The following is a 15,593-nucleotide window of genomic DNA, read 5'->3' as shown; positions in this document are numbered from 1 at the left end:
TCTAGCTCTGATCCGAAATTAGGCAAATATCATCGAGCTGAGTTTGCGCCGCCCGTTCAGAACAATCGGATCGTTTGGCTTGAGCGCGTCGAAGATCGTGAACAGCTGCGTTTTGGCAGCACCCTCGTTCCACTCACGATCGCGGCGGAACAGCTCCAACAGCTGTGTCACGGCCGCTTCCACATCGCCATTTGCGTGCAGGGCCTGCGCCAGATCGAACCGAGCCTGATGATTGTCGGGATCGGCCTCAACGGCTGCGGTCAACTCGGCCACCGGGCCCGCATCCGCCGCTTGCTTGGCCAGCTCCAATTGGGCATGAGCGGCTTCGAGTTCCGGAGCGTTGGATATCTCGGCAGGCGCACCGTTCAGGATCGCCTCGGCCTGTTCCAGATCGCCCGAGGCAATATGCGCCCGCACCAGACCACCATAGGCAGCGGCATGGTTGGGGTCTTCGCCCAGAATCGCGGCAAAGGTCTGCGCCGCATCCACGGCTGCGCCTTCTGCCAGCATTTCCTCGGCTGCTTGTACGGCATCCTCCAGTTGACCACCGGGGCTTTCGCCACCGGTCGCCTCGATCACGCGGTCGATAAAGGCCTTGATCTCGGAACCCGGCAAAGCGCCTTGAAAGCCGTCCACCGGCTGACCCTTGAAGAATGCATAGACGGTCGGAATCGACTGAATGCGCATCTGAGACGCGATCATTTGCGCCTCATCTACGTTAATTTTGACCATCTTGACCGCGCCTTTGGCCGCGGTCACCGCCTCTTCAAGCGCGGGCCCAAGCGTCTTGCACGGCCCACACCAAGGGGCCCAGAAATCCACGATCACCGGAATTTCCTGCGACGCCTCGACAACATCCTCCATAAAGGTGGCTTCGCTGCTGTCCTTGATCAGATCGGTGGCTGAGGTGCTTTCCGTGCCGCTCAGAAGGTCCATGGCATTCACTCTCCGGTTCAAACGTGCGCCCTATATGCAGTCCCTTGCTGCAGAAACCAAGAGCCGAGTTGCAAGTCTAAAGGTCGAAACTGGCGAAAACCGGGGCGTGGTCGCTTGGTTTTTCCCATCCGCGCGCGTCCCGCAGGACCCGGCTTGAATGCCCCGCGTTCGAGATATCCGGCGTGGCCCAGACATGATCCAGCCGCCGCCCCTTGTCAGCTGCATCCCAATCGCGCGCCCGGTAGGACCACCAGCTGTAAAGTTGCCCTTCAGGGATGTCTTGCCGGGTGATATCCACCCAACCGCACGCATCCTGTGTTTCGGCCAGCGCTTCAACCTCAATCGGCGTGTGCGAGACGACCTTGAGCAGTTGTTTGTGCGACCACACATCGTCCTCGCGCGGGGCGATGTTCAGATCACCAACCAGAATGGATTTTTCAGGCTTTTCCGCATGGAACCAGTCGCGCATATCGGTGAGGTAGTCGAGCTTTTGCCCGAACTTCTCATTCACCGCCCGATCCGGCACATCCCCGCCTGCAGGGACATAGAAGTTTTGGATGGTGACGCCATTTTCCAACCGCGCGGCGATGTGGCGGGCATGGCCGAGACTGGCGAAATCCTTTTCGCCTACCTCCTCCATCGGGATGCGCGACAGGATGGCGACACCGTTGTACCCCTTCTGCCCACGAGCCACCATGTGGGTGTATCCCAGCTCCGCAAATCCTTCGGTCGGAATCTTTTCAACCGGAGACTTGCATTCCTGCAAACACAGCACATCCGGAGCCTCTTCCTGCAGCAATTTCAGCACGATAGGCTCGCGCAGGCGGACCGAGTTGATGTTCCAGGTGGCAAGGGTGAAGGGCATAGTAGGGGAATCCTCTGTCGAAGTCGGGCTTGGCGTGGCACGGCGTTGGGCGCCACGAGAACAGGCCACAAACGGCTAGGGTTCGTCAATGACTGCTATGCGGGCGACACAAGCTTTTGCTGCGATCAGTCCGCATCGCCGAAATAGACGAAACTCATTTTGTTGCCATCAAGATCCCGGACGTAAGCTCCATAGAAGTCAGGGCCATATTGCGGGCGTGATCCCGGCTCCCCTTCGTTGGTCCCGCCAGCAGAGAGAGCCGCCGCATGGGCTGCCTGCACTTCTTCTTCACTTTCACAAAGCAAACCGACCATATTCCCATTGCCCGGCGTTGCTGTTTCCTTGTTGAACGGCGGCGCGACCCAAATCCGTCCACCACCGCGCAGACCATAGCAAAATCCATGGGGCATGAATTCCATGACCACCATTCCACCAATCAGAGGCAGGACGGCATCGAAGTAATCCCTCGCCTTTGCTACATCGTTTGAACCGATCATCACGTAATTTAGGGACATAATATATCTCGCGAAATAGATGGAACATACAGAGAACAAATGCCATCCTGTCGACCGTAACGCAACCCCCGAAGTGCGTAGACCGCGAAAGGACCTATGCCTCAGGCACCGGTTCGTAACACGAATCTTGCCGAGTAAACCAAGCTTTTTCTGAGCGTGTAGTGACAAGCGGCCCGCAACCCAAGAATGAGCGGTTGCGAAGGCGCTCAACGAAAAAAGCCGGGCCATCTGGCCCGGCAGTCCAACAGGGAGGTACATGTCATTACCCGGACATGCACGGGTTGGGAGTAACCTAATTATGACTTCAGGGTATCACTTTGATCCAAATCAATCCACCTCGGATCAAGATACCAGTCGATATCCACCTGACTCTGTGACCAAAAGGCGAGCATTTGACGGATCAGGCTCGATTTTCTGACGCAGGCGGTAGATGTGCGTCTCAAGCGTGTGAGTCGTCACACCCGCGTTATAGCCCCAGACCTCATGTAGCAGGACGTCGCGCGCCACCACACCATCGGTCGAGCGGTAGAGGAACTTGAGGATGTTGGTTTCCTTCTCGGTCAGACGGATTTTCCGGTCTTCCTCGGTGATCAGCATCTTCATTGCAGGCTTGAACGTGTAGGGGCCAAGCACAAATACGGCGTCTTCGGACTGTTCATGCTGACGCAACTGCGCGCGGATGCGGGCCAGCAAAACCGGGAATTTGAAGGGCTTGGGGACATAGTCATTGGCACCGGCATCCAGACCCAGGATCGTGTCCGCGTCACTGTCATGGCCGGTCAGCATCAGGATCGGGCTTTTGACACCCTGCTTACGCATCAGGCGGCACAGCTCTCGACCGTCCGTGTCGGGAAGACCCACATCCAGAATCACGAGGTCATAGATCGCTTCGCGCGCGCGCTCCATTGCGGACGCTCCGTCAGAGGCTTCGAACACGTCGAAATCCTCGGTCATCACAAGTTGCTCGCTGAGCGCCTCGCGCAGGTCCTCGTCATCATCCACCAATAGGATTTTCTTGAGCTGAGCCATTCTTGGGTCCTCCAAAGCCTTTCCCATCACTTGCGTGTGGAATATGCAATCAACAAGATTTACTGCAACCGTCTCACGCCTTCGTGTCAGACGCAGCGGAAATGTTTCACAATTCCAGCCGAAAGCGCTAGGAAAAGGGTCGAACGTTATAGGGTAACATAGATGAGTCTCATCCCCGATATCACCGAATTGCTGGCGCGCGCGCGGGCTGACCTGCGGATGGGCGTGCCAATCGTGCTGGTGGATGACAATGGCGGCAGCGTTCTGGCCATCTCGGCTGAGACGATCACGCCCCAACGACTGGCCGATCTTCGCAGTTTGGGTGGGGCACCTGTGGTGGCCATCACCGGGCGACGGGCGGAAACGCTGAAAGCACGCGCTTACGATGGCGATCTGGCGCGGGTGTTGATCCCGGCAGATGCAGACATGGCATGGGTTCAGGCGGTGGCGGATCCATCGGACGATCTGAATGCGCCGATGAAAGGCCCGCTGATGACCGAAAGGCAGGGCAATGCCAACCTGCACCGCATTGCAATCGCTCTGGCCAAATCCGCCCGATTGCTGCCGGCCGCCGTGGTGCTGCCGGTCGAAGACGGCCGCAATTTCGTGGCAACCCACGGGTTGACTTGCATAGATCACTCCCGGGCCGCGCCGCATCTGGCAGATCGCAGCGCCCTGCACCCGGTTGTCGCCGCGCGCTTGCCGATGGAGGTGTCCGAGGCCGGTCGGTTGCACGTTTTCCGCCCTGAAGACGGCGGGGAAGAGCATTACGCGGTCGAGGTCGGGCGACCGGATCGCAGCAAGCCCGTCTTGGCTCGGCTTCATTCGGCCTGTTTTACCGGCGACATCATGGGCAGTCTGAAATGCGATTGCGGCCCTCAGCTGCGCGGCGCACTGGCTCAGATGGGTGCCGAGGGCGCTGGCGTGTTGCTCTATCTAAATCAGGAAGGGCGCGGAATCGGACTGGCCAACAAGATGCGCGCTTACTTCCTGCAGGATCAGGGCTTTGACACGGTCGAAGCCAACCACCGCCTTGGGTTTGAAGATGATGAGCGCGACTTCCGCCTCGGGTCGGATATTCTGAAATCGCTGGGCTTCAGCTCTGTCCGGTTGCTGACCAACAACCCTGCGAAGATCGCCATGATGGAGCGGACAGGGATCGCCGTCGCCGAACGGGTTCCGCTGAAAGTCGGGGAGACCGCCCATAACCGCGGATATCTTGAGACCAAGGCTGCGAAATCCGGGCATTTGCTGTGACACCCGCAGATTTGGTGCTGACCCCACGTGGTATTCGGTTCCGGGGACGGTCCTTTCCCTGCTCGATCGGGAAAGGCGGGCGAAGTACTGCCAAACGCGAAGGCGATGGCGCTACGCCGGTCGGTGTTCATCGCATTGTCGGAATGCTCTACCGCGCGGATCGGATCTCGGCCCCCACGTCATGGGCGATTCCGATCGGCCCGCAAGACCTTTGGTCAGACGATTCCAAAGACAGCCGCTACAACCAACTGGTCACTGCCCCCTATCCGTTCAGCCATGAACGGCTACGCCGCGCGGACCCTCTCTATGATCTGGTGCTGCTGACCGATTGGAACTGGCCGAATGCGGTGCCGGACAAAGGCTCTGCCATCTTCCTGCACCAGTGGCGGAGACTGGGTTATCCGACAGAGGGTTGCGTCGCCTTTCGCCGCGATCATCTACGCTGGATAGCCGAGCGGATCACGTCCGGCACCCGCCTGATCATTCCTGAGGTCTGACCCGTTCGCCAAAGATGGCCGATCCGACACGCACATGGGTGGCCCCAAGCGCAATCGCCTGTTCGAAATCGCCGCTCATGCCCATTGAAAGACCCTCGAGGTCATTGCGGGCAGCAATCTTCGCCAGCAAGGCAAAATGCAGCGCGGGTTCTTCCTCGACCGGCGGGATGCACATCAGACCGCGTATGGGCAGGTCCAGCGCCCGGCATTCTGCAATGAACCCGTCCGCATCTGCAGGAAGGATACCGGCCTTCTGTTCCTCTTCCCCCGTATTGACCTGAATGAAGAGGTCCGGACAGGACCCAAGCTCCTGCGCCAACCGTGCCAGAGTATTGGCCAGTTTCGGGCGATCGACCGAGTGGATGGCATCGCAAAGCTCCATCGCCTGACGGGCTTTGTTTGTTTGCAGCGGGCCGATCAAGTGTAGATCAATGCCGGCGAATTGCTCCTTGAACGCGGGCCACTTTCCGGCTGCCTCCTGCACGCGGTTCTCGCCAAAGCACCGATGACCCTGTTCCAGCACATCCTGCACACGCTCATTTGGCTGTACCTTGGATACGGCGATCAGCTTCACCGACCCGGCAGCCCGCCCTGCTTTGGCTTCGGCTTTTGCGATACGGGCGGAAATCTCTGACAGCGACATGATGATCCTCAAATCTGGTTTGCAGCGAGACAAACACCATGTCGGCGCAAAAGAAAAGGGCGGGTCCGAAGACCCGCCCTAGAACCGTTTGGTTTAGATCAACTTAGAAGTTGAACTGGGCACCAAAGTCGGCGCGGACAAAGCTGTCTGCGTCACCTTCTTTGATCTGGCCGATACCACCGCGCAGCGATACACCGCCACCCAGGTCGTAGTGAGCGCCGATACCAACGTTGCGGGTATCGCCATCAGCCGAACCGTCACCGTAGACGAACTGGATGGTGGTCGCAGCGCCAACGTTGTAGGCCAACGACAGGCCGTATGCAGTGCCGTCTGTTGCGTCTACTTCGGTGTTATCGTCTGCAACAAACAGGGTACCTGCCAGGTCGCCGAATTCACCACCCAGGGTAAGAACTGTCAGGCTTGGGTCGTCGCCCGTACCACCGTCGGTCTGACCGTAGGCCAGAGCGGCAGTGATGTTGTTGAAGGTGTAGGTCGCGCTGATGTCCCAACGGTCTGCATCGGTTTCGGTCACAACGAGGGCTGGATCACCTGCAGCACCAGTCGAGGTGATGGATGCAGCTTGGTCGTACGACGCGCCGAATGCGAAGTCACCAACAGCGTACTGGAAGAAGACGCCGTTTACGCCTGCGCCACCCGAGCTGTAGGTTGCGAAGCTATAGTCAACACCCGAGTACTGACCCAGGAATGTTTCCAGACCTACTTCGTAGCCGTAGTAGTTTGCGAGGTTGTCGAACGAGCCGGCGATGTTGCCAGCGTCAACACGCAGACCACCGAAGATGACCGAGTAACGTGCGCCGTTCAGCTGAGCTGTACCAGCTTCACCTTGGCCATCGTCGTCAGCCTGTACACGAACACGACCTTCGAAGCGAACGCCGCCATCAGTTTCTGCAATGCCGTCAATGTTCAGGCGGAAGCGCGATACCAGGATTACGTCATCAGATTCGATGGAACCGGATGCGCTCACGTCGTCAGCAGTGCCGTTCAGGCCATCGGCACCAGGACCGGTGGCGGTCACGGTGCGGCTACGATCTTCAACGTAACCCAGACCAAAACGGCCGTAACCGCTGAAGTTAACTTCAGCTGCTGCAACGCCTGCGGTCGCTACCAGCGCCGTCGTTGCGAAGAGAACTTTTTTCATCTTGTTTCCCTCGGTTTCAAAAAGTTTTATCTACTCGACACATGCAAAGCATATGTCTCAGCACGGACATCGTTTCGCTCTTTTCCCCCCCTTTGTGCAAGGTTGGGCTAAATGCCGGGACTGCATTGAAGTTGGATTGGTGCAAGGATGCCACAGTCCTGATCACCGTCCTGTAACTTGGATATAGTGGGATTTGATAAGAATAGGCTTGTTGCGCAAAGGGTCCTTGGCTAGGAGTAACATCCAAAGAACGCAAATACAGCGAAACAGGACCAACCGACCATGCGCTTGCCGACGACTTTGGGTTTGATCATGCTGACCGCAGCCGTGTCGGCATGTGGGCAGAATCGGGGTGCTGCGCCGAATCCCGATTTGCTGAATACGGAAAGCACACGCACCGAAGAACGAGAGCTGAACGATCCCAACCGATCCACGATCTGGGACGTCTTCGGACCCAACAATGCAGAGCAAACCACCAATGTGAATCGCTACCTTTGGGCCGCGTCTCTGGACGTATTGAATTTCCTGCCCGTGCAAGAGGTCGATCCGTTTACTGGCGTGATCGTAACGGGTTACGGCACGCCTCCGGGCGGAGGGCGGCAATATCGGGCCACTGTTCACATCAGCGACCCCGCGCTGGCCGCACGGTCATTGTCTGTTGCCTTGCAGTCCAGCGGAGGGTCTCCGGTCAGCGCTGCTACGACCCGCGCGGTTGAAGACGCCATCCTCTCGCGCGCACGACAACTAAGGATTGCAGACAACAAGTTCTAGCAACCCGATCAAAATCGCTCTAAAGACCACGCCGGGTTCCTACCCGGCGTTTTCAGTTACGAAGGACCGCATGATGTCGCGCTACTCGGCCAGTGAAATCGAAGCAAAATGGCAAGAGGCCTGGGACAAGGCCGGAATCTTCACCGCCGACCACAAGGCGGACAAGCCGAAATACTACGTGCTTGAGATGTTCCCCTACCCGTCTGGCCGAATCCACATGGGTCACGTGCGCAACTACACGATGGGTGACGTGATCGCGCGGCACAAGCTGGCGACCGGCCACAACGTCTTGCACCCGATGGGGTGGGACGCGTTCGGCATGCCGGCCGAGAACGCCGCGATGGCGATCGGCGGCCACCCCAAAGACTGGACCTATGGTAATATCGCCGACATGCGCGGGCAGATGAAACCTCTGGGCCTGTCGATCGACTGGTCGCGCGAATTCGCCACCTGTGACCCGGAATATTATGGCCAGCAGCAGGCGCTGTTCCTCGATATGCTCGAGGCCGGGCTGGTTTACCGTAAGAACGCCGTGGTGAACTGGGATCCGGTCGATATGACCGTTCTGGCCAACGAGCAGGTCGAAAACGGGCGCGGCTGGCGCTCGGGCGCTCTGGTGGAACGGCGCGAGCTGACGCAATGGTTCTTCAAGATCTCGGACTACTCCGAGGAGCTGCTGAAGGCCCTGGACACGCTTGAAAACTGGCCCGCCAAAGTCCGCCTGATGCAGGAGAACTGGATTGGCAAATCGCGTGGTCTGCAATTTGGCTTTGAACGAACCGATGGAGGTGAGCCGATCACCGTCTACACGACTCGCCCCGACACCCTGTTGGGCGCGTCATTTGTCGGCATCTCGCCAGATCACCCGATTGCCAAACAGCTTGAGGCTGAAAACCCTGAAGTCGCTGAATTTGTTGCTGAATGCCGCAAAGGTGGCACCACCGAAGAAGCGATCGAGACCGCCGAGAAACTGGGCTACGACACAGGTATAAAGGTCAAGCACCCTCTGGATCCGAATTGGGAACTGCCGGTTTGGATCGCAAACTTCATCCTGATGGACTACGGCACCGGCGCGATCTTCGCCTGCCCGGCCCATGACCAGCGCGATCTGGATTTCTGTCGCAAATACGGCCTGCCCGCGGTCGATACGTTCTTTGCGCTGGACGATGAGTCTCCGGTCGACAAGCTCGCATTCGTTCCGCCAAAAACCGAGAAAGTCCGCTGGGTGAACCATTTCGCGGGCCTGACCGAGGCAACCGGCGAAGAGGCCATCAACGCCACCGTCGATTTTGCCGAAAAGGCGGGTTGGGGCGAAGGTGTCACCAAATTCCGCCTGCGCGACTGGGGTCTGAGCCGCCAGCGCTACTGGGGCTGCCCGATTCCCGTGGTCCACTGCGAAAAATGCGGCACGGTACCCGAGAAGAAAGAGAACCTGCCGATCGAGCTGCCCTATGATGATGGCAACGGCAAAGCCATCGACTTCTCGATCCCCGGAAATCCGCTCGACCGGCACCCCAGCTGGCGGGATACGCCCTGCCCGTCCTGTGGCGCTCCGGCCAAACGTGAGACCGACACGATGGACACGTTTGTCGATTCGTCTTGGTACTACGCCCGTTTCACCGCTCCACGCGCGGAAACCCCGACCGATCTGGCTGAGGCCGAGTACTGGATGAATGTCGACCAGTATATCGGTGGTATTGAGCACGCGATTCTGCACCTGCTCTATTCCCGCTTCTTCGCGCGGGCGATGCAGATCACCGGCCACCTGCCGCAAAAGGCCATTGAGCCGTTCAATGCGCTCTTCACTCAGGGCATGGTCACACATGAGATCTACCAGACGCGCGACACCAATGGCCGTACGGTCTATCACCTGCCCGAGGACGTGACCGACGGCAAATTGGCCGATGGCACCGAGGTCGAGATCATCCCTTCGGCCAAAATGTCGAAATCCAAGAAAAACGTTGTGGACCCGGTAAGCATTATCTCGGCCTTTGGCGCAGATACTGCTCGTTGGTTCGTCCTGTCCGATTCGCCACCCGAGCGGGACGTGGAATGGACAGCTTCCGGTGCCGAGGCCGCGTTCAAGCACCTCAGCCGTGTCCATCGCATCGCCTCCGAAATCGCCGAGTCGGACGTTCCGGCCAATAGTGAAGACGAAACCCTGCTGCGCGAGATGCACAAAGCGATCCATGACGTGTCGGGGGGAGTAGAATCCTTTGGCTTCAACGCCTCGATTGCCAAGCTTTATGCCTTCACCAATACTCTGGCGAAGTCGAAAGCGGGAACCGAGGCCAAGCGCGAAGCCGCTAAGACTTTGGCACAGTTGATGTCGCCGATGACCCCACACCTGTCCGAGGAACTCTGGCAACTGCTGGGTGGTGAGGGTCTTGTGGCAATAGCTGCTTGGCCGGTCGCGGATGAGGCGATGCTGGTCGATAACACCATCACCCTGCCGATCCAGATCAACGGCAAACGCCGCGCGGAAATCAGCGTTCCCAAGGATATGCCCAAGGATGAGGTTGAAAAAATCGCGCTCAGCACCGAAGCTGTGCAAAAGGCGTTGGAGGGAGCCGCGCCGAAGAAGGTGATTGTTGTCCCGGGCCGGATCGTGAATGTCGTCGTTTAACCGCAGAAGTTTTTTGTTTGCCCCGCTGACGGCCTGTTTTCTTGGGGCCGCCTGCGGGTTCGAACCGATCTATGCGCCTGGCGGAGCGGGCTCGGAACTCTTTGGCAAGGTTGAGGTATCGGCCCCAAACACGGTCGACAGTTTCCTGCTGGTTCAGAACCTCGAACAAAAGCTGGGGCGCAGCGCGACCTCAGGCAATGCCTATCGTCTGGATGTCCGTGTTGAGACCGCCGTGCAGGCCGCTGCGATCACGACCACCAACGAAATCAACCGCTTGTCTATCGACGGGCGCGCCGAATACACGCTGAAATCGAATGAAACAGGGCAGATTCTGGCCTCGGGCGAAGTTACGGATTTCGTGGGCTATTCCGCGGCAGGCTCGACCGTTTCCACCCTTGCGGATGAGCGCGACGCCCGTGAGCGCCTGATGGTGATTCTGTCCGACCAGATCGTCAATCGCCTCTATGCGACGCCGGGCCTGACCTCATGAAGTTGAGCCCGCGCGAGGCTGACGGGTATCTTGCCAGACCGGACGCGGACAAAACCGGGTTGCTGATCTACGGCGCCGACACCATGCGCGTGGCTTTGAAGCGCCAACAGGTGTTGACCGCGTTGCTTGGGGCAAATGCCGAAGAAGAGATGCGTCTGACCCGAATGCCTGGCAGCAATCTGCGCGGCGACCCGGCGCTATTGCTGGATGCGGTCAAAGCGGTTGGTTTTTTCCCCGGCCCGCGCGCGGTGTTCGTGGAAGAAGCAACCGATACCGCCGCGCCCTCGATCCTCGCCGCGCTTGAGGATTGGACTCCCGGCGATGCTCAGATCATAGTGACAGCAGGCCAGCTGAAAGCCAGCTCGAAAATCCGCAAGGCCTTCGAATCGCACCCGGCGGCCTACGCGGTGGGCATTTACGACGATCCGCCCTCTCGGGCCGAAGTCGAACGGGTTCTGACGCAGGCCGGCTTGAAGAACATCCCGCGCGACGCGATGTCGGCGCTGGGAGAGTTGGCGGTCAGCCTCACCCCCGGTGATTTCACCCAAACGGTCGAGAAGCTGTCGCTTTATAAACGGGGCGACGAGAGCGAACTCGGCCTGGAAGATATCGAAGCCTGCGCGCCCCGCTCGACCGAGGCCGCGCTGGATGATGTATTGAACGTGGTCGCCGAAGGCCGCGCCGGAGAGATCGGGCCGCTGATCCGTCGTCTGCAGGCGCAGGGCACCAACGGGGTGACGCTGTGTATCGGCGCGACCCGCCATTTCCGCACGCTTTACGCCTGCGCATCTGATCCGGGCGGTGCGGCGCAAGGCATCGGCAAGCTGCGCCCGCCCGTCTATGGCAAACGACGCGACCGTATTTTGCGGCAGGCTCAAGGTTGGGGTGCGCCCAAGTTGCAAACGGCGCTGACAGTGCTGACAGATACCGACCTGTCGCTACGCTCGGCCGGGCAAACGGCCCCTGCGATGGCCTTGGTCGAACGCGCGATGATCCGGCTGGCGATGCTGGCCCGGTCGCGTTAGCGCCTCAGCCAATCCCCAACCGACCTTCCTGCCCAACGCCCCGTCGCCAGACAGGCCGTGAGAAGGTAACCGCCGGTGGGTGCCTCCCAATCCAACATCTCACCGGTACAGAACACTCCGGGCATCGCAGTCAGCATCAATTCGTCGTTCACAACAGCGCGTTTGACGCCTCCAGCGGTCGAGATCGCCTCATCCATCGGGCGCAATCCCGCATGGCGTATTGGCAGGGCTTTGATCAACGCGGCCACGTCTTCCGGCGCAGTTGGAAGCGGGCGGGCGAACTCCATCAGCATCGCGGTTCGCACCGGTCCAAGTTTCAGGGCTTTGCGCAGGTGATTGGACAAGCTCATCTTGCCGCGCGGTTTTGCCAGGCGCGCGACCACTTCCGAGGTCGACAAGTCAGGCATCAGGTCAATCGTCAGCGGCTCGCCCTCTCGCACCGGCTTGCAGATGGTGTAGATGCCTCCGCCTTCCAAGCCGCGGGCCGAGATCACCGCCTCGCCCCGTGTGCGCTGGGTGCCGGCTTGTAGCGCGACCCCTTTGATCGGCGCGCCAAAATGCACGGTCATGTGATCTGACCAGTCGATCAAAAGCCCAGCATTTGCGGGTGCAAACGGTGCGAGTTGCACGCCTTTCTCTGCCAGCCATGGCGCCCAGGCCCCGTCCGAGCCCAACCGCGCCCAGCTGGCCCCGCCCATGGCAAGCACGGTTGCGTCGGGCTGCAGCCGTTGCGGACCATCCGGGGTATCAAACACCAGAGCTTCGCCCTCCCACCCAGTCCAGCGCCAGCGGGTTCGGATCTCGACACCACTATCCGAAAGACGCGCCAGCCATGCACGCAGCAAGGGTGAGGCTTTCATAACGGTTGGAAAAACACGGCCTGTTGAGCCGGTGAAAAGCTCTTGCCCCAAGTCGCGCGCCCAGTACTGCACAGCCTGCGCGTCGAACTCAGCCAGCATCGGGCGAAGCCAGCCTGCGGCTTCATTATAAGATTGAATCAGTGTCTCAAGGGACTCATCCTTGGTTAGGTTGAGACCCGACTTGCCCGCCATGAGGAACTTGCGCGCGACCGAAGGCTTGGCTTCGGCCACCAGAACCGAGTGACCGGCAAGGGCAAGCTGCTCGGCCGCCATCAACCCGGCCGGTCCTGCCCCGATCACCACTGCCTGCGCCATCCTCGCCCTCTTGCCTTCGCCGCCCGCAGGCGCATCATTCCCAACCATGGCGAACAGTGATCCGATCTGCCCGCTTTGCGACCGCCCCATTCCCGATGGCGGCGGCAGCCTGCATCATCTGATCCCAAAACTCAAAGGAGGCAAGGGCGGACCAACCGTTCTGCTGCACCAGATCTGCCACAAAGAGGTCCACGCCACCCTGTCCGAGGCCGAGCTGGCACGCAGCTTCAACACGGTCGAGGCCCTGCGCGCCCATCCAAGGCTTGAGAAATTCCTGAGTTGGGTGCGCAAACGCCCGCCCGGTTTCCGTTCGAAAGTTCCGGGCAAACGACGCGGGCGCTGATCAAATCGCTTTGCGTTTGATTTGAAGCGAAATACGCTGCCTCTCCCTGCGGTCGAACGCGCATTTCGACGATCTCACCTCAAGTAAAACGCGAAGCGCTTTAGCCTGGCAGAACCGGATCGCCAAACGCATCTGAAAGTGCGGAGGGCAGACCCTCGACCTCGATCCCCTGATAGTCGGGAACAGGCGCGAATTGCGCGCCTTGCACATGCTGGAACTCCAGCGTTGTGTAGGGGCGTTTCCAGAGCCATTCGCGATTCTCGACCGCCCAAAGGTCAGGATCAGGCGGAGCCTCTTGCGTGAAGGCATAGAAATGCAGGTCAAACCCATAGGCCGCTACGTCCTGCATCGACAGAAGCTTCATACCCTGAGCACGACAGAACGTATCCTCGACGGAGATATCCCCAGTGCGCAAGGTGATCTGACCCACTCGCGCGCCGGCGAACGGGACCGCAGGGTCGGCGGCATTTTCCGGGCGGTTGCCTTCAAAATCGTGCTGCAAAAGCTCGATCACAAAGCCTTCAGGGTCGCTGAGATGCGCCATATACCCAATATCGAGGAACTGACGTGGCTCGCTGACAATATAGCCTTTGGCTCGAAGCGTATCGGCGGCCAGATCGACATCGGGCAGAGTGATCCCAATCTTCCAATAGCGATGCCCCTGATCGTGGGAATACCCCCTACCCCCCGGTAACAGCAGCAGATCAGCATCTTCGCCAGCGTATCCTACACGCCGGGATTCGCCGACTTCCTGCACAGACATACCCAAAACATCCCGATAGAATCCGGCCAGACGAACCGGATCAGCGACGCGCAGCCTGACTGCGGACAATCTCAGCGACAAAGCTCTGCAATCCCCGCTGCGATCTCTGGTTTGGCCGCCAGGCTGTCGGCCACCAGCTCGCGCGCCGTCGACATCAGATCGTCCGGCGAGACAACGCGATCCACCAGACCGAACACATAAGCCTCCTCAGCCGAGATCTTTTGGCCCGACATCAGAATCAACTTGGTGCGCGCCGGACCAATCAATGCGGCCATGCGCTTGGGGTCGGAGGGTTGTGGCAGAAAGCCCAGCTTCATCACCGGATAGAAGAACTTGGCGGAAGGCACAGCGATTCGCAGGTCGCAAGCCAATGCCATGCCGTTTGCACCGCCCGCCAGCGTTCCGTTCAGTGCCGCAACGGTCAGGCAGGGCAGCGCCGCGATTGCACCTGACAACCGCTCCCAGACATCCGAGGTGGCAAGCCCCGCGCGGGCTTCCTCCAGATCAGCGCCGGCGCTGAAGACCTTGCCCGCGCCGGTCAGGATCAGGGCGCGCGCCTCGGTTGCGGCCTCAGAAATTTCGGCCAACTCGGTCAGCATCGCGCCGGTCAGTGCGTTGGCCTTGCCCGGATTGTTGATCGTGACGGTCCACAAACCTTCTTCCTTAGTCAGTTCAATCACGTCAGGCCGATCCTTTGGCGAATGTCGTCTTGGCGCAGGGAAATCTCAGCCCCCAAGTATTCGTCAGCGTCCGAAGAACACATCCACAGCAATGCCCGTGCGGGCCAATCCGCCGGGATGTGGACATCCCAGTCCAGCTGGCTGACGGGGTTGATGCCGCTGGCCTTGATGACACGCTGCATATCGGTTGCCACTGTGCCCGGCGACAAGCCCATGGCGCGGATGCCGTTGTGAGCCTCTTCCAGATGCAGACATTCCGTCAGCATCTTGGCCCCGGCTTTCGAGGCGCAATAGTGGCTCCACGCCTCAACCGGGTTCGAGGCAGCGCCTGAGGAAACGGTCAGAACCGTCCCTCCACCCGCCGCCCGCATCACCGGCAGAGCGGCACGCATGCCGTAGAAAACACCCTTCAGGTTGATATCAATGGCCTGACTCCAGGCGCTGACATCAGCGTTCGACAGGTGAAAGATCGGCTCGATGACACCCGCGTTGCCAATCAGAACGTCCAAACCGCCGAAACGCGCGACGCAATCGGCCACCGCTTGTTCGACCTGCGTGAAGTCGCTGACGTCGCAAGCCAGTGCCATCGCATTGTCGCCCAACGCAGCCGCAAGCGTATCAATTTGATCATGACTACGGGCCACCAGCGCGACTTTCGCCCCCGCTGCGGCAAACACGCGCGCGGCCTCGGCGCCGATTCCACGGCTGGCCCCTGTTATGAGTACTGTTTTTCCCTGCATTTAACGCTCCTCACGTCTTGGGCTGACCTTTGGCTACAGGCGTAACGCGGAAACGGGGAAAGGGTCCAGCCCTTGCCCC

The 15,593-nt window shown here is 59.6% G+C and carries 17 protein-coding genes; 7 read left to right on the top strand and 10 right to left on the bottom strand.

Features of this window, described 5'->3' with window-relative positions; translation table 11 throughout:
- Positions 1–18: 18 nt before the first annotated feature.
- The 4 genes from trxA to ACR0JF_RS14435 form a co-directional block, all read right to left on the bottom strand.
- On the bottom strand, positions 19–936 hold the full coding sequence (gene trxA / locus ACR0JF_RS14450) for a thioredoxin (protein WP_170661560.1): 918 nt from the start codon (positions 934–936) through the stop codon (positions 19–21).
- 76 nt (positions 937–1,012) lie between these two features.
- Positions 1,013–1,801 carry an exodeoxyribonuclease III gene (locus ACR0JF_RS14445; protein ID WP_170661561.1) on the bottom strand — a complete coding sequence of 263 codons (789 nt, stop codon included), beginning with the start codon at positions 1,799–1,801 and terminating at the stop codon, positions 1,013–1,015.
- Positions 1,802–1,926: 125 nt separating this feature from the next.
- A complete protein-coding gene (locus ACR0JF_RS14440) occupies positions 1,927–2,316 on the bottom strand; it encodes a VOC family protein (protein WP_170661562.1) in 390 nt (129 codons plus the stop codon).
- Between the two features lie 342 nt (positions 2,317–2,658).
- A complete protein-coding gene (locus tag ACR0JF_RS14435) occupies positions 2,659–3,345 on the bottom strand; it encodes a response regulator transcription factor (protein ID WP_170375588.1) in 687 nt (228 codons plus the stop codon).
- Between the two features lie 162 nt (positions 3,346–3,507).
- Here ACR0JF_RS14435 and ribA point away from each other — a divergent pair, with 162 nt between their 5' ends.
- Both ribA and ACR0JF_RS14425 read left to right on the top strand, forming a co-directional pair.
- Entirely contained in the window at positions 3,508–4,602 is a 1,095-nt protein-coding gene (gene ribA / locus ACR0JF_RS14430) for a GTP cyclohydrolase II (protein WP_170661563.1), read from the top strand.
- Positions 4,599–5,099, top strand: a complete 501-nt coding sequence (locus tag ACR0JF_RS14425; protein ID WP_170661564.1) for a L,D-transpeptidase family protein — start codon at positions 4,599–4,601, stop codon at positions 5,097–5,099. Before ribA ends, ACR0JF_RS14425 begins: the two co-directional genes overlap by 4 nt.
- Here the strand turns inward: ACR0JF_RS14425 and ACR0JF_RS14420 are convergent.
- Both ACR0JF_RS14420 and ACR0JF_RS14415 read right to left on the bottom strand, forming a co-directional pair.
- Positions 5,083–5,742 (bottom strand): YggS family pyridoxal phosphate-dependent enzyme, encoded by a 660-nt coding sequence (locus ACR0JF_RS14420; RefSeq protein ID WP_170661565.1) that lies wholly within the window; start codon positions 5,740–5,742, stop codon positions 5,083–5,085. The genes ACR0JF_RS14425 and ACR0JF_RS14420 overlap by 17 nt on opposite strands.
- Before the next feature lie 103 nt (positions 5,743–5,845).
- Positions 5,846–6,901, bottom strand: coding sequence for a porin (locus ACR0JF_RS14415; RefSeq protein WP_170661566.1), 1,056 nt, complete (start codon positions 6,899–6,901; stop codon positions 5,846–5,848).
- Between the two features lie 282 nt (positions 6,902–7,183).
- On the opposite strand from ACR0JF_RS14415, the gene ACR0JF_RS14410 reads away from it, so the two are divergent.
- The 4 genes from ACR0JF_RS14410 to holA all read left to right on the top strand — a co-directional run bounded on the left by ACR0JF_RS14410 (position 7,184) and on the right by holA (position 11,813).
- Positions 7,184–7,672, top strand: a complete 489-nt coding sequence (locus ACR0JF_RS14410; protein ID WP_170661567.1) for a DUF3576 domain-containing protein — start codon at positions 7,184–7,186, stop codon at positions 7,670–7,672.
- A 73-nt stretch (positions 7,673–7,745) separates the two neighbouring features.
- Complete coding sequence (gene leuS / locus ACR0JF_RS14405) at positions 7,746–10,298, top strand: leucine--tRNA ligase (RefSeq protein ID WP_170661568.1); 2,553 nt, start codon at positions 7,746–7,748, stop codon at positions 10,296–10,298.
- Positions 10,285–10,788, top strand: coding sequence for an LPS assembly lipoprotein LptE (gene lptE / locus ACR0JF_RS14400; RefSeq protein WP_170661569.1), 504 nt, complete (start codon positions 10,285–10,287; stop codon positions 10,786–10,788). The genes leuS and lptE overlap by 14 nt, the downstream gene beginning before the upstream one ends.
- Positions 10,785–11,813, top strand: a complete 1,029-nt coding sequence (gene holA, locus ACR0JF_RS14395; protein ID WP_170661570.1) for a DNA polymerase III subunit delta — start codon at positions 10,785–10,787, stop codon at positions 11,811–11,813. The genes lptE and holA overlap by 4 nt, the downstream gene beginning before the upstream one ends.
- Here holA and ACR0JF_RS14390 read toward each other — a convergent pair.
- The gene (locus ACR0JF_RS14390; RefSeq protein WP_480669526.1) at positions 11,810–12,988 is read right to left on the bottom strand and encodes a TIGR03862 family flavoprotein; all 1,179 of its coding nucleotides are present in this window, start codon (positions 12,986–12,988) and stop codon (positions 11,810–11,812) included. The two genes, holA and ACR0JF_RS14390, sit on opposite strands and share 4 nt — an antisense overlap.
- Positions 12,989–13,034: 46 nt before the next feature.
- On the opposite strand from ACR0JF_RS14390, the gene ACR0JF_RS14385 reads away from it, so the two are divergent.
- Positions 13,035–13,331, top strand: a complete 297-nt coding sequence (locus tag ACR0JF_RS14385; protein WP_170661572.1) for an HNH endonuclease — start codon at positions 13,035–13,037, stop codon at positions 13,329–13,331.
- 100 nt (positions 13,332–13,431) lie between these two features.
- Here ACR0JF_RS14385 and ACR0JF_RS14380 read toward each other — a convergent pair whose 3' ends face one another.
- The 3 genes from ACR0JF_RS14380 to ACR0JF_RS14370 are packed head-to-tail and all read right to left on the bottom strand — an operon-like array spanning position 13,432 to position 15,514.
- On the bottom strand, positions 13,432–14,175 hold the full coding sequence (locus ACR0JF_RS14380) for a VOC family protein (protein WP_480669525.1): 744 nt from the start codon (positions 14,173–14,175) through the stop codon (positions 13,432–13,434).
- On the bottom strand, positions 14,166–14,774 hold the full coding sequence (locus ACR0JF_RS14375; RefSeq protein ID WP_170661573.1) for an enoyl-CoA hydratase/isomerase family protein: 609 nt from the start codon (positions 14,772–14,774) through the stop codon (positions 14,166–14,168). The genes ACR0JF_RS14380 and ACR0JF_RS14375 overlap by 10 nt, the downstream gene beginning before the upstream one ends.
- Entirely contained in the window at positions 14,771–15,514 is a 744-nt protein-coding gene (locus tag ACR0JF_RS14370) for an SDR family oxidoreductase (protein ID WP_170661574.1), read from the bottom strand. The genes ACR0JF_RS14375 and ACR0JF_RS14370 overlap by 4 nt, the downstream gene beginning before the upstream one ends.
- Positions 15,515–15,593 lie beyond the last annotated feature (79 nt).

This window comes from Ruegeria sp. BG11 (assembly GCF_056538565.1).
The sequence above is the reverse complement of the archived record's forward strand: the minus strand, read 5'-3'. Positions and strand labels throughout refer to the sequence as shown.